Here is a 14,595-nt window from a genome sequence, read left to right as displayed (position 1 = left end):
GTCTACTTCACTTGCTCAGCCGACCAACCTATAACAAACGGAATAAAGAGAGGCATAGAAATGCCCTCTTTATTCGGGAACTGCTTTGTAAACCGCGGGCTTCAGCGAGAGGTTCTGCTCCAAAGGCGACCGCAGCTCGAAACAAGCGGGTTCTTCAGAGAAGTTGTAGACACGGACAAGCACAAACCGCTCCGGCTCATCCTCCGAAAATCTCAGTTCATTCTCCGAGATGTAGAATGGTGTTTCCCGCCCACCATTCGTGGTCTTCACCTCAATGAGCCGCTCAGTACCGTCGATTTCATAAGAGCGGATGTCATACCCAAGCCCATCGCCTTCCTCTTGAGAAGCCCAAATGACTTTCTCGGCTAAGTCAGTTCTTCCAGCTTTCTTCAGCCGTTGTTGTTCAAGTTGAACAACATATGCCTCACCTAGCTTGCCAAGTTCCCGATTGCTCGCATCCCGCTCTGCATAATCCAGCTTTTGCGCCCGACGAACCATATTGCGAGGCGTGGTGGGCTCAATCGTCGAAGCTTGGGACGGCGGCGGAGCGATGTACTCCTCAGGTCCTTCATCAAGCTCCATTCGTTCTTCTGGAACTTGCTGCAAGTCCTCTTGTTGTCGTGCATCTAAGTGCCGTTGAACTGCATCTTTGAGAGACTTTTGATAATGTTTGGCTGGACTGAGGCCAGTGATCCATAGTTGATTGCGGTCTTCCAGAATAGCACTTACGTTCTGCTGTTTCCGTCCAATCGCTTTTTCAGATCTTGGAATAGAGCGCGCAAGTTCTCTCTGCCGAGCAGCCTTATTGAAACTCTGACCTTGAAGCCCCAACTTCAGCATTTCAAAATACTCAGCGACAAGAAGATCATTCTCCTCGTCTGTCCAATCATCTGCGCCCATGAAAATCTCAAATCAAACAATGTTTGAATTGAAGTTAGCACGTTCATTCTACAACCTTAAGTAGGTTTATGAGCCTTATCTCTCATCCCTCATATAAAGCTCGTGGGGCAATCCATCCTCTGTGAAGACTTTGCAATAGCGAAAGCCTGCGCATTGAGAGCAGTGGAGTGCAGAGGTGTTTTCGGGTCGGTGACCAACGCAAAAGAACTGATCCTCAACGCAGACAAGCGGCTTCACATGCTCAACTGCAGCATTCAGCATGACTGTTCCTAGTTGTTGGCCTAGGGAAGCAGGATCGCCAATGTAGTAATCGAAGCTAACACCAGCTGTTATGCCAATTGTACCAGTGCCGTACTCTGGAAAGTCGCGGTTCAGATACCATTGCAGATAGCCGAAGGGCGCGCCGTTAAGCTCCGCGATCAGGCAGTTGGTTGGATGATTGTTCGAAACGCGGCACGCATAGCGCTCTGTTACTTGCTCAAGCGTGCTGGGCTCACGCTCATAAAAGGGCCGCAGATGGGGTTGGTTGAGCCATTCATGCAATAAAGGCATGTCCGAGACGGTAAGGACCCTCATTTGAACAGTGATGCTTTGCGCCTCGCTCATGACCAATGCCTCCGTTTTCCCTGCGTTCAAAACTCTAGCCCATCCAAACTTGCTCCAACAGGCCTCCAAATAAAACAAACCCCGCCATAAAGACGGGGTTTGATAATATCCGGCGGACTTGTAGGGCATCAAGGCCGGCAGGATTACCTTGCTGGTCTACCAGCCGCAGGATTTGCCAGAATTTTGCTCGTCCAGATAAGCTTGGAGTGGAGCAAAATATTCTAAAATAGCTGTCGCGTCGGCTTCACGGCTTCCGGTGAAGGCCTCCAGACTGTCTTGCCATGGAAGCGCAGCGCCTGTTTCCAACATCGCGTTGAATTTCTCGCCAACTTCCTTGTTGCCAAAGATGGAGCACGCTGCCAGCGGTCCTTCCCATCCGGCAAGGCGACAAGCCTCACGGTAAAACTGGAATTGGAAGATGTGCGCCAGGAAATAGCGAGTGTACGGCACGTTGTTGGGAATGTGGTACTTGGCACCCGGATCAAATGCATCCGCAGCACGGTCAACCGGAGCCGCAATGCCTTGATACTTCTCGCGAAGGTCCCACCAACCGTCGTTATAGGTGTCGGGAGTCAGCTCACCGTTAAACACCTTCCAGCGCCACTGGTCCACCAGCAAGCCAAATGGCAGAAATGCGATCTTGTCCAGTGCCTGAGCCAACAGGATGTTGGTGTTGACCTCTTCTGAAGCATCAAGCGGCAGAAGGCCGATCTGCTTCAGGTACTTAGGCGTAATAGACAGGCTCACCATGTCGCCAATTGCTTCGTGGAATCCGTCGTTCGGATCATCTTGATACATCGGCGATTGGTGATTATAGGCGCGCTGGTAGAAGTTGTGACCCAGCTCGTGGTGGACGGTATTGAAATCCTCACCCGTCACCTCGGTGCACATTTTGATGCGCAGGTCATCCTTGCCATCCACGTTCCAGGCAGATGCATGGCACTGCACATCCCGGTCGCGCGGTTCGGTAATCAACGAGCGCTCGTAAAACGTCTCAGGCAGCGGATCAAAGCCAAGCGAGGTGAAGAACCCTTCCGCCGTCTTCACCATTTTGAGTGGAGTATAGTTCTGTTCTTCCAGCAACTTGGTCAGGTCGTAGCCTTGCTCGTCTCCATCAGCAGCGACAAGCGGATAGATGTTGCCCCAGGATTGAGCCCACATATTGCCCAGCAAATGCGCAGGAATTGGCCCGTCGGCAGGCACTTTATCGGCTCCGTAATGATCCGCCAGCTTATCGCGTACATAACAATGCAAGCTGTCGTAAAGTGGCTTTACTTCACCCCAGAGGCGATCAACGTCCTGCCGGAAATCATCCGGATCCATGTCGTACTTGGAGCGCCACATGGAGCCTGTGTCTTTAAAGCCAAGCTCGCTTGAACCCTGGTTGGCGATGCCGACCATCTCCGTGTACATGTCCTTCATAGGCGGTGAGACAGTGCGCCAGCCTTCCCAGACTTCCAGCAGCTTATCGTAATCACGACTTGTCGCCATGATGCGGCTGAGCTTGGAAAGAGACAGCGCCTCACCATCAATCTCATACTTGCCTGTGCCGTAAATGGTTTCCATCTCGGTATTGATCTGCGCAAGTTTCTTGATCTTCGCAGGATCATTCTCAGGGGCAGGCAACGTCAGGTTCAGCTTCAAAAGCTTCATTTTCCGAGCAAGGTCTGGCGGAAGGTCAAGGCCGTCATACTGCTTGGTCTGATTGGCAAGAGAAACGTAGAGCTTCGTGGTGCGCTCCGACATTAACGCATTCAGCCAGTTGGTGTCATAGGTGATGAAATTAGCATTCACCCAGGCAACGCGGCCAGCTTCCTCGCCGATCTCCTGAATGGCTTTTTCGGAGGTTTCAATAAACGTTCTCGCATCCTCAACGCTGACTTTCTTCTCGGCGTCAGCCTGTGCTGAACTCAGCGGAATGAGAGCGAGTGAAAGTGCGGGCAATACAGATAACAACCGCTTCAAGGCAGCCTCCCCAACCATGGCATATTTTAGAGATTCCAGATGCATTTCTAATGCATAATATCTCTGTTATGCCGTTACGGTAAGGGTTTTATCCTGTAAGTCTAGCCCGTTTCATCGCGATATTTATCCTATTTTTGGAGTGATCTAGCAAAATTATTGCATTAGCAATTTAGAAGAATCTTCAACAATGAGCCCGTTTCACGCACATGGCTGCAAAGCCTGAAACGGTATAATGATTGCGTTTTAAAACGACATTTTGAGTAAGTGACAGCCCTCCTTGCGAGTCGAGGCAAACTTCATGTCGTTCTATCTCCAGAAGCTGTCCGCTGTTCATTTGACGCCGGTTGAAGACAAAGAAAATGAGGCTGCTGCTCTGGCAACGGTTCAAACATTCGCCGTAGCGTTTAGTACCCGCTCTTGCGGGCTGCATTGCCAACTCAGCCTTTTGGCTCTTCTCCAGTTTCGCGGTCTTTGGCATTCTCGGCATATTCAGCACATGCAAAATCACCAATTGGCATGCATGTGCCGAGCTGAAAGAGGCTGAGGCACATTTCTAACCATATGAAGAAAAAAGAAGTTCCGCCTCCATTTATGCTAGTGCCCTCCTAAAGATCTAGCAATGCATGCTTAAGGCAATCGTTAGATTTCTGGTTACCCTAAACGTAAGTTAGAAATCTCACTGTGATACCTCCCTCAAATCAATATGAGGAGAAGTATCATGTTGAGGAAGCTAGGCGCAGAATTTGTAGGAACCTTTGCTCTGGTCTCCGCTGTGTGCGGCGGGGCATTGGTGTCCTATGCACCGGTTGAGTGGTATGGTGGATCTGGCTTGCTGGGCGTAGCCTTTGCGGTTGGTCTTTCCGTTGTCTGTATGGCTTACGCATTCGGCAATGTGTCAGGTGCTCATTTCAATCCATCGGTGACCATCGGCCTTTGGGCTGCAAAACGGTTCCCAGCCTCAGATGTAGTCCCCTACATCATCGCGCAGGTGATTGGTGGCACAACAGCAGCCTTTGTATTCTGGATCATTCTCGCCCATGGCCCGGGTGACCCTCCGGGTTTTGCTTCCAACGGTTATGGAGAGCATTCCAACGGCGGCTTTTCTGAAATTGCGGTCGGCATTACCGAAATCACAGTCACAGCGCTGTTCCTGATTGTTATTATTGGTGCAACCTCCAAAAAAGCACCTGCAGCCCTCGCTCCGCTTGCCATCGGCCTGATGCTGACATGCATGCACATCATCGCGATCCCCATCTCGGGCGCATCTTTAAACCCGGCTCGGTCCACGGCAACAGCTATTGTCAACGGTGGTTGGGCTCTAGACCAGCTTTGGTTGTTCTGGCTGGCACCAATAGTTGGAGCGCTCATCGGAGCGGCAGTTTGCTGGATCATCGGCACTTGTGGTCGTGAGGAAACAGATTAACCAGCGGAGATACAATCGTTTTTTGGCCTCCTTCGCAATCAGGAACCTGCGAAGGAGGCTTTTCTTATGAATGCACTCAATCCCCATCTAGGGAAAAACCCTCAATTTAAAACTTGACTATTATGTTCATGTTTATAAAACACGGATAGAAACAACGTTTGCAAAACGCAAACACAAGCTAGCCAAAGCAGCGTCTCAGCCAGCCACTCCCATAAAATTCAGACTGAGGCGACCATGTCCATTTCGCGCTATTCCCGTGCGGCCCTCCTGGCCAGCACAACCCTCTCGCTCGCCCTGATTTCTGCGGCTGTTTCAGCGCAGGAAGCTACACAGCCTGTTGCTGCCGACAGCCCTGCGACCATGCTGGATGAAATCATTGTTTCAGCAGGTAAAGAGAAGGTGGCGATTGATACACCTCAGGCTGTGACTTCAGTCTCTCAGGAGCAAATTGAAGCAGCCCAAGCAAGCACATTGGGTGAGATCCTCGATGCGGTTCCGGGGATCACCACCATAAATGCAGACAATGCGTTGGGGCAGTCCATCAATATTCGCGGCATCGGCTCTGCTCTCGGTTCCGGTGAAAATCGTAATATCATTCAAGTGGATGGCGTCACCTCCTACTTCGAGATGTACCGTGCAGGCTCTTTCTTCTTCGATTCTGAATTGCTTAAGGAAGTCGAGGTTCTGCGTGGGCCGGCTGCCTCCACATTGTTCAGTGCAGGTGCGCTTGGTGGCGTGGTCAGTGCGCGCACGAAAGATGCTAGCGATTTGCTGGAGGGAGATGACAAACTGGCCGTCCGCACCAAAGCCATGTGGGACTCGAACGGCAATGGTGCGCGAAGCACAGTTACAGTCGCTGCCCGACCACTGGAAAATCTGGAGCTATTGGTCAACCTGAACTATGGCCGTGATGGAGATTATGAGGGCGCTGATGGTGCAGACCTCGGCAACTCCCGCATGACAGATCTCTCGGGCATCGCTAAGCTGAAATACAGCTTCGGTGCCGATAACGATCAATCTCTTATTGCAAGCTATTTCAACGTCAATAAGTCTGGGTATGGCCTATATGACCAGACAACCTTTAGTCCCGGATTTGGTTATGCGGACCAAACCACAAGCGAACAACAGGCACTGCTTGCTTACGAAAACGCTTTTTCTGGCAATGATTTGTTGGATGTAAAAGCACAGGTATCCTGGAGCCAGACTAAGCGTGATTTGGATGATATTACGTTCCGCGCAGGTCCTGGTGCTCCTTTGGGAACTGAAGCTGAGTACGTCTACAACAATTGGCAGGCAAAACTGGAAAACACATCGGAATTTCGGCTTTCCGAAGGTGTACAGACCTACTTCACCTACGGGGTGGAAGGGAAATATCAGGAGCGCCTCAACCCGCGTCTGAACCCGGATGGAAGCTCAACGCCCGGCTCCTCATCTCATCCAGAAGGTGAAACTCACACTCTTGGTGTGTTCGGGCAGGCTGAGTTTGTAATTCATGACCGCCTTACACTCATTCCTGGAATGCGTGTTGACCATTCTCGCCTGAAGCCGGGGACTGGCGTGGCTCTGCGTAAAGATCTGGATGAAACGGCCTATTCTCCAAAACTTGCGGCAATTTATGAGCTGACAAACTGGCTGAATGTCTTTGGTTCTGTTGCACACACAGAACGCATGCCAGTTTTGGATGAAGTTTTCTCGGGTGATGGCTTTACCGATCTCGGAAAAGAAAAATCTAACAATTTTGAAGCTGGCTTAGGCCTTAAATTCAATGATGTATTGTTGGAAAATGACAGCCTTCGCTTCAAAGTAACGGGCTTTTACAACAGCATCGACAACTACCTCTATTCCTCTCGCGATCATGCAACGGGCAAGACAATCACAACTGCTATTGATGAGGCGCGGATCAAAGGCATCGAATTAGAAGCAGGTTATTCCTCAGACAGCTGGTACGGCAATCTGGGTGCTTCAGTCACACGGGGTGACAACCTTTCTGATGATGAATATCTGGATAGCGTAGCGGCAGATAATCTTTTCCTTTCAGTAGGATATAAGATTACCGACTATAATCTTGATGTTTCCTGGCGCTCTGATTTATACGCAGAACAGGACCGCGTGAACGATGCTGACGATGCTTCGCCAGGTTATGCGTTGCATAGCGCACGTTTAGCATGGAAGCCTGAAGATGGATTCCTTGCAGGCTCAGAAGTGCGCGCTAGCGTGACTAATATTTTCGATCAGAAACACACAGCGCATCTGAGTGAAACCGAAGGCAAAGGTCGGTCCTTCAAGCTTAGCTTGGCGAAAACGTTTTAAGCCTCTCTTCGGTGCGCTGCAAATGCAGTGCGTCTGGCAATGCTGGTGAGACAGGTTTGCCTGAATGAGGCTAGGCCTTCTGTGGCGGAAAGGCCGGGATCGGCGGGGAAGAAATTCTCCGCCGTTTTCTTTTGTAACTCAATTACGCTGGATCAGCCGTGCTCAACTTCCAGCATTTCACTCCATGTTTTTGGAGTGTCACCGTTGAGCGGGTTCTTTGCAGAGCGTTTGTACTTGATGGTCTCAAAATGCATGCTCAGTGTGTCTGCCAGCAACAAGCGCCCAACCAGACCTTCACCAAAGCCAACGATTTCTTTGATCACCTCAAGCGCCTGTAATGTGCCAACCAGGCCTGTCAAAGCACCCAAAACACCTGCCTCTGTGCAGGTTGGTATGGAGCCAGCCTCAGGGCGTTTGGGGAACAGGCAGCGATAAGTTGGGTTGATGTAGTTGCCCTCGTCATCTCGCTCAAATGGTTTCAGCAGCGTAACGGAGCCGTCAAACTGGCCCACAGCAGCGGTAACGAGCGGACGTCCTGCATAAAAACACGCATCCGAAACGAGGTAACGGGTGGCAAAGTTATCAGAGCCATCAACAACGATATGGTAATCGTTGATCAACGCCATGGCATTTTGCCCACTAATGCGTGTCGGATGCGGAACAACGCGCACATTCGGGTTCAGCCGAGCGATCGCCTCCGCCGCACTGGCAACCTTAGGCTCGCCAAGCTTCTCCGTGTCATGGATGATCTGACGCTGAAGGTTAGACAGCGAAACAACGTCATCATCAACAATACCAATGGTGCCAACGCCAGCCGCCGCTAGGTATTGCAGCACCGGTGCGCCAAGTCCTCCTGCACCGATCACAAGAACGCGTGCAGCTTTAAGTTTCTGTTGCCCAGGACCACCGACATCTCGCAGGACGATGTGACGGGCATAACGTTCCAGTTCAGAAGCTGTAAGGGAAAGCAATTGGGACTCCAGTAGTTTAACCGAGCATACGGCTCACCAGTCGGGCTGTGTAATCCACCATGGGAATGACACGCGCATAATTGAGACGAGTCGGCCCGATAACACCAAGAACGCCCACAACGCGCTGTTCACTATCGCGGTATGGAGAAACGATCAAGGAAGAACCGGAAAGCGAGAACAGCTTGTTTTCTGACCCGATAAAAATACGTACGCCTTCGCCGCCCTTTGCAAGATCAAGCAGGCGGATCAGCTCACTCTTGTTTTCCAAATCATCAAATAGCAGGCGAATACGCTCCAGATCTTCCTTCGCACCCACGTTTTCCAGCAGGTTGGAGCGTCCACGCACGATCAGTGTTCCGGGATCATTCTTGTCTCCACCCCAAACAGCAACACCTGCATCCACCACTTTGGATGTCAGCGTATCCAGCTCGGCCTGAAATTCGTTTCGCTGCCGAACTAGCTCAGATTGCGCATCGGCTAACGTGCGGTTTCTGATGATGGAGTTGAGGTAATTCGAGGCTTCGGTCAGCGCAGATGGTGGCAAGCCAGCAGGCAGATCGACAACACGGTTTTCAACGGAACCGTCCTCACTCACCAGCACGACAAGCGCTTTAAGCGGCTCAATCTGCACAAACTCGATATGGCGAAGGGTGGTGTCTGTCTTGTTGGAAAGAACAACCCCCGCCCCGCGGCTCAAACCAGATAGCATCTGGCTGGCTTCGGTCAGGACCTGTTCGGGTGTTTTCTCGCCACCTTTAGCCTTCACCTGCACGGCAATCTGCTCGCGCTCTTCCTTGGTCAGGTCGCCAACTTCCAAAAAACCGTCCACGAACAGACGAAGACCAGACTGCGTCGGCAAGCGTCCAGCACTGGTGTGCGGAGAGTAGAGCAGACCATGGTGCTCCAAATCCGCCATTACGTTGCGAATAGAGGCCGGAGACAGAGGCTGCGAAAGCCCGCGTGCAAGGTTGCGAGACCCCAACGGTTCGCCGGTATCAAGGTAGTTCTCGACAATGCGCCGGAAGACCTCACGGGAACGTTCATCAAGATCCTCAAGAGGGACAGAAGGAGGAACGCTCGTCACGGTATCGGTACTCCACATCAACAGCAGGTTTGGGCCAAAGCCTGTATTCAATCCCTAACACAGGACAATTGAACAGCCAAAACTCATTTTTAGCAGAAAATAGCCCCTCAAACCAAAACCAGCCTTTGCGCTAACGGCAATCCGCAGCTAAAAGATCCGCAATACCATTTGTGAATTTGTAGCTATTAAGCAACCCGAGGAGCTTGCCTTGAACCGTCCATCCAAACGTACACCAGAAGAAATGCGTCCAGTCAGCCTGGAGCGCGGTGTTGCCAAACATGCCGAAGGCTCCTGCCTGATCAAATTCGGCGATACCCATGTTCTGTGTACCGCAAGTTTGGAAGAGCGTGTTCCGCCGTGGCTCCGTGGTCAGAACCGTGGCTGGGTAACTGCAGAATACGGCATGCTGCCACGCGCAACTCATGACCGTATGCGCCGTGAATCCTCTGCAGGCAAGCAGTCTGGCCGTACTCAGGAAATCCAGCGCCTCATTGGCCGCTCTCTGCGTGCTGTTGTTGATCTGGGTGCACTGGGCGAGCGTCAGATCTCCGTTGACTGTGATGTCATTCAGGCAGACGGCGGCACCCGTACAGCGTCCATCACTGGCGCATGGGTTGCTCTGCACGACTGTCTGAAATGGATGGAGGCGCGCGACATGGTCAAAACCGATAAGGTTCTCAAAGACCACATCGCAGCGATCTCCTGCGGCATTTATGAAGGTACTCCGGTTGCTGATCTGGACTACATCGAAGACTCCTCTGCTGACACTGACGCAAACTTCGTCATGACTGGCAAAGGCGGCATTGTTGAAATTCAGGGTACTGCTGAAGGTGAGCCATTCTCCGAAGAAGAACTCGGCCAGCTTATGGGTCTTGCAAAACAGTCCATCTCCAAACTGGTTGAGCTGCAGAAGTTGACGGTGCTGTGATGCAGGCAGACACAACGGAAAATCGCCGTTTGGAACCTGGCAAGCTCGTGCTTGCCAGTCACAACAAGGGCAAGCTGCGCGAAATTCAGGACATGCTTGCACCGCATGGCTTTGAAGTTCTCTCTGCTGGTGATCTGGACCTGCCAGAGCCGGTGGAAGATGGTGACACGTTTGAAGCAAACGCTGCAATCAAAGCACTTGCTGCGGCAACGGCCACTGGCCTGCCCGCCCTTGCAGATGACAGCGGTTTTTGTGTAAACGGCCTCAACGGCGATCCGGGCATCTACTCCGCACGTTGGGCTGGCTCAGACAAAGACTTCGGCGTGGCCATGCAGGCCGTGCAGGACAAGCTGACCGAAACGAACGCTACAGACCGAACCGCTTACTTCGTTGCTGTGCTGTGCATGGCATGGCCGGATGGGCACACTCAGTTCTACCGTGGTGAGATCCATGGAGAACTGGCATGGCCTCCGCGCGGTCTGGAAGGCTTCGGCTACGATCCAATGTTCGTTCCTGAAGGTTTCGATAGGACCTTCGGTGAGATGGACAAGCAAGAAAAACACAAAACAAAAGAGGGCGAAGCGCTGTCACATCGCGCCCGCGCCTTTGTTAAGTTTCAAAAAGAGTGTTTGCCAGCGTAATACGTGTTCCCGAAAATTGAATACCGATTTTCGGATAAGAACTCGTGCGAAATAAGTTGGCAATCACAAAGGAAAAAGAATGACTGTGTCACCGGTTGGCGGCTTTGGGATTTACGTGCATTGGCCTTTTTGTTTGGCAAAATGCCCATATTGCGACTTTAACTCCCACGTGCGCCACCAGCCGGTTTCGCAGGAACGTTACGCCAAAGCTCTGGCAACAGAGCTGGCACGTTATGCGCAGATGGTGCCGGGTCGCACGGTTGACTCCGTCTTCTTCGGCGGCGGCACGCCATCTTTGATGGAGCCGAAAACCGTTGAGACAATCCTCAATGAAGTTGCGCGCCTCTGGCATCTGACGTCCACCGCTGAAATCTCCATGGAAGCCAACCCAACCAGCGTGGAAGCAACTCGCTTTGCAGGCTACAGATCTGCAGGCGTAAACCGCCTCTCCGTCGGTATTCAGGCGTTGGATGACAAGGAACTGAAGATCCTTGGTCGCCAGCACTCTGTTTCGGAGGCGATTCAAGCCGTTGAAATTGCACGCAAAACTTTCCCGCGCATCTCGTTTGATCTGATCTACGCCCGCCCCAATCAAACCTTGAAGGCATGGGAACAAGAGCTCAACCGTGCTATCGATCTGGCCGCTGATCACCTCTCCATGTATCAGCTCACCATCGAAAGCGGCACCATGTTCCAGCGCTTGTATGCGGCTGGAAAGCTGGAGATGCTGGACCCTGATCTAGCCGCAGACATGTTTGACCTGACACAGAAGGTCACCGCAGCACGCGGTTTGCCATCCTATGAGGTCTCAAACCATGCGGCGCCTGACGCTCAGTGCCAGCACAACCTCATTTACTGGCGTTATGGTGATTACGTCGGTGTTGGACCGGGTGCACACGGCCGATTGACGCTGGAAGATGGCACCAAGCTGGCAACCTCGACTGAAAAACATCCGGAAACATGGCTAGGTTTGGTTGAAAGTCAGGGCCACGGCTCTATTTCTGAAGACATACTTGGTCATGGCGAGCAGGGTGACGAGTTGTTGTTGATGGGTATGCGATTGCATGAAGGCATTGACGTACCACGTTATGAACAGCTCTCTGGCCGTCAGTTCAATCCGCAGAGATTGTTAAATCTGCAGGAAAACGGCATGGTAGAATGGGTAAGCAACACTCGCCTGCGTGCAACGCAAGCTGGCTTTCCCCTACTGGATGCCGTAATTGCTGAGCTGGCTTCCGATTAGCATTCCCAAATAAAATTCATTAGCGATTTCAACTTAGTGAAATAATTGCAGTCGAATTACTCGATTCGATTGGGGTATTAATTTACATATTGTGCAATGCAACATAATTGATTACACTGACATGTACCTCAGCGATGGTGAAGAACCTATTGATCTTCAATGCAAGTTAAGGTTGGTTTGAATTTCTCCATGAGTCTATGTTGCTGAAAAGGTATAGAGCTGTCTATACTTTTGCGGTGCAGCACTTCGGGCTAAAGTGTATTCGTGTTGCGGAAATCAAGAATTACATGAACAAGAGTTGGCTGAAGCGAACGTCTTGGGAGGAAACATTCTGTGCTGTTCTACCACTTGTATGAAATGAACCATGCAGCGATGTCCCCTGTCCGGGCTGCAGCGGACATGACAAGATTGTGCTTTCAAAACCCGCTCAATCCCATGTCACACACGCAGGTTGGTCGCACGGTTGCTGCATCCTGTGAGATGCTTGAGCGCGTAACCCGTCGTTATGGCAAGCCGGAGTTTGAGCTCGACACCACTGTCGTGGATGGCAAAGAAGTAGACATCACGGAAGAAATCATCTGGGCGAAACCATTTTGCGGCCTGTTGCACTTCAAGCGTGATTTACCTCAAAGCAGAAAAGACGATCCTAAAATTCTGATCGTCTCGCCCATGTCTGGCCATTACGCAACTCTTCTGCGTGGCACAGTTGAAGCCTTACTGCCAAATCTGGATGTTTACATCACGGACTGGGAAGACGCGCGACAGGTGCCTGTAGCTGATGGCCGTTTCGACCTGGACGATTACATCGAATACATCATGCAGATGCTGCATTATCTGGGACCAAATACGCACGTTCTGGCGGTTTGCCAGCCATCCGTTCCAGTTTATGCAGCCGTTGCCTTGATGGAAGAGAACGGAGACAAATGCGCTCCGGCGACTATGACGCTGATGGGTGGCCCAATTGACACCCGCGAAGCGCCAACCGCCGTGAATGATCTGGCCGTCGAAAAAGGTATCGACTGGTTCAAGCGCAATGTTGTCATGGAAGTTCCCTTCCCCCACAAAGGGTTCACGCGACAGGTTTATCCGGGCTTCCTCCAGCTTTCTGGCTTCATGAGCATGAATCTGGATCGGCATATGGTTGCCCACCGCGATTTCTTCCAGCATCTGATTGAGGGTGATGGTGACAGCGCTGAGAAGCACCGTGACTTCTATGATGAATATCTCGCTGTTATGGATCTGACCTCCGAATTCTATCTCCAGACCGTGGAAACCGTGTTCATCGAGCATTCGCTGCCAAAAGGCGAAATGATGCATCGTGGCAAGATGGTTGATCCGAAAAAGATCACCGGCACGGCGCTGTGTACCGTTGAAGGCGAAAACGACGACATTTCTGGTGTTGGCCAAACCCAAGCGGCTCAAAAGCTGGCTGAAAACATCCCATCCAACCGCCGGTTGCACTACATCCAGCCCGGTGTAGGCCACTACGGTGTGTTTAACGGTTCAAAGTATCGTTCTGAAATCGCGCCACGTATCGTCAAGTTCATTCAGGATAATCCAAGAAACGTGCGTGCGGAGCAAGTTTCCAAACGTGCAGCGAAAAAGACCCTGCGTGAAAACACCTCTGAGAAAATTGCGGGTGACCCACTACGCGAAATCCTGCTTGCTGAGCCAAAAGGCGCTGCAGATGACCTGCAGTTGATCAGCGGTGTTGGACCTAAACTAGAGCGGGCCTTGAACGGCGCAGGTATCTTCCACTACTGGCAAATTGCAAATCTGACAGAACATCAGGCCGCGGCGCTGGACGATCGTTTGGATATTCGCGGACGCATGGTTCGGGATAATTGGGTTGAGCAGGCACGCCGTCTCAATGAAACAGTGCATTCCAACTGAACGTAAGTGAAGATAACTCATCGTCTAATAAAATTTCATTCTATCTCTTGAAAGTAAAATAAAATCATCCCATCTCAAGCTTGTTGATTTGAGAAAGGGGTGATTTTAATGAATGTAAATGCAATAAAACCCTCCTGGAATCCTCTAAGTATTGCACTTATGGTTCTTGGATTCGTAGTTTTCTGGCCTCTTGGCCTTGCTATGCTTGCCTACATCTTATGGGGCGACAACTTTAATGGCTGGAAGCGTGAAGCTAAATGCCAGTGGAATCGTAGCAACTTGAAAAATACGATGGACAATATGCAAAATGCGACCCGCAGCGGTAATGCTGCATTTGACGACTACCGTGAAAAAGAGCTGACCCGCTTGGAAGAAGAGCGCAGAAAGCTTGATAGCATGCGTCAGGAATTCGATGATTACATGAACGACCTGCGTCGGGCTAAAGATCAGGAAGAATTCGACCGCTTCATGAGAAACCGCCACAACCGTCCAGGTGAGCCATCTGCTGGTGAAGCAATCTAGTGGTTCTCAAAGGCTCATAACAAGCATCTGGTGCTCTGCTCTAGCAGGGCACCCTTTTGTGCGTTGAGGCTTACTCGCAAAGCAACACACACGCTAAAGTAATTCGCAC

At 51.3% G+C, this 14,595-nt stretch carries 12 protein-coding genes; 7 read left to right on the top strand and 5 right to left on the bottom strand.

What is annotated here, in order from left to right; translation table 11 throughout:
* Positions 1-69 precede the first annotated feature (69 nt).
* The 3 genes from DHN43_RS10570 to DHN43_RS10560 all read right to left on the bottom strand — a co-directional run bounded on the left by DHN43_RS10570 (position 70) and on the right by DHN43_RS10560 (position 3,471).
* Positions 70-900, bottom strand: a complete 831-nt coding sequence (locus DHN43_RS10570; RefSeq protein WP_108818567.1) for a DUF3883 domain-containing protein — start codon at positions 898-900, stop codon at positions 70-72.
* A gap of 75 nt (positions 901-975) precedes the next feature.
* Entirely contained in the window at positions 976-1,506 is a 531-nt protein-coding gene (locus tag DHN43_RS10565; RefSeq protein ID WP_159096818.1) for a GNAT family N-acetyltransferase, read from the bottom strand.
* A gap of 156 nt (positions 1,507-1,662) precedes the next feature.
* On the bottom strand, positions 1,663-3,471 hold the full coding sequence (locus DHN43_RS10560; protein ID WP_199914799.1) for a M2 family metallopeptidase: 1,809 nt from the start codon (positions 3,469-3,471) through the stop codon (positions 1,663-1,665).
* A gap of 718 nt (positions 3,472-4,189) precedes the next feature.
* On the opposite strand from DHN43_RS10560, the gene aqpZ reads away from it, so the two are divergent.
* Both aqpZ and DHN43_RS10545 read left to right on the top strand, forming a co-directional pair.
* Positions 4,190-4,894 carry an aquaporin Z gene (aqpZ, locus tag DHN43_RS10550; RefSeq protein ID WP_108818565.1) on the top strand — a complete coding sequence of 235 codons (705 nt, stop codon included), beginning with the start codon at positions 4,190-4,192 and terminating at the stop codon, positions 4,892-4,894.
* 234 nt (positions 4,895-5,128) lie between these two features.
* The gene (locus DHN43_RS10545; RefSeq protein ID WP_108818564.1) at positions 5,129-7,204 is read left to right on the top strand and encodes a TonB-dependent receptor domain-containing protein; all 2,076 of its coding nucleotides are present in this window, start codon (positions 5,129-5,131) and stop codon (positions 7,202-7,204) included.
* 152 nt (positions 7,205-7,356) lie between these two features.
* On the opposite strand, the gene DHN43_RS10540 is transcribed toward DHN43_RS10545, so the two are convergent.
* Together DHN43_RS10540 and hrcA are read right to left on the bottom strand one after the other, a co-directional pair.
* Complete coding sequence (locus DHN43_RS10540) at positions 7,357-8,175, bottom strand: HesA/MoeB/ThiF family protein (protein ID WP_108818563.1); 819 nt, start codon at positions 8,173-8,175, stop codon at positions 7,357-7,359.
* Positions 8,176-8,191: 16 nt separating this feature from the next.
* Entirely contained in the window at positions 8,192-9,277 is a 1,086-nt protein-coding gene (gene hrcA, locus DHN43_RS10535; protein WP_057463266.1) for a heat-inducible transcriptional repressor HrcA, read from the bottom strand.
* 190 nt (positions 9,278-9,467) lie between these two features.
* Here hrcA and rph point away from each other — a divergent pair, with 190 nt between their 5' ends.
* From rph to DHN43_RS10510, 5 genes are all read left to right on the top strand, one after another.
* Positions 9,468-10,187 carry a ribonuclease PH gene (rph, locus tag DHN43_RS10530; protein ID WP_082596820.1) on the top strand — a complete coding sequence of 240 codons (720 nt, stop codon included), beginning with the start codon at positions 9,468-9,470 and terminating at the stop codon, positions 10,185-10,187.
* On the top strand, positions 10,187-10,828 hold the full coding sequence (gene rdgB, locus DHN43_RS10525; RefSeq protein ID WP_108818562.1) for an RdgB/HAM1 family non-canonical purine NTP pyrophosphatase: 642 nt from the start codon (positions 10,187-10,189) through the stop codon (positions 10,826-10,828). Before rph ends, rdgB begins: the two co-directional genes overlap by 1 nt.
* Positions 10,829-10,907: 79 nt before the next feature.
* Complete coding sequence (hemW, locus tag DHN43_RS10520) at positions 10,908-12,071, top strand: radical SAM family heme chaperone HemW (protein WP_108818561.1); 1,164 nt, start codon at positions 10,908-10,910, stop codon at positions 12,069-12,071.
* A gap of 372 nt (positions 12,072-12,443) precedes the next feature.
* A complete protein-coding gene (gene phaZ, locus DHN43_RS10515) occupies positions 12,444-13,964 on the top strand; it encodes a polyhydroxyalkanoate depolymerase (protein WP_244306715.1) in 1,521 nt (506 codons plus the stop codon).
* Between the two features lie 108 nt (positions 13,965-14,072).
* Positions 14,073-14,486 (top strand): DUF2852 domain-containing protein, encoded by a 414-nt coding sequence (locus DHN43_RS10510; protein ID WP_063294363.1) that lies wholly within the window; start codon positions 14,073-14,075, stop codon positions 14,484-14,486.
* Positions 14,487-14,595: the final 109 nt, after the last annotated feature.

This window comes from Pseudovibrio sp. Alg231-02 (assembly GCF_900143565.1).
Classification (GTDB): Bacteria; Pseudomonadota; Alphaproteobacteria; order Rhizobiales; family Stappiaceae; genus Pseudovibrio.
The sequence above is the reverse complement of the archived record's forward strand: the minus strand, read 5'-3'. Positions and strand labels throughout refer to the sequence as shown.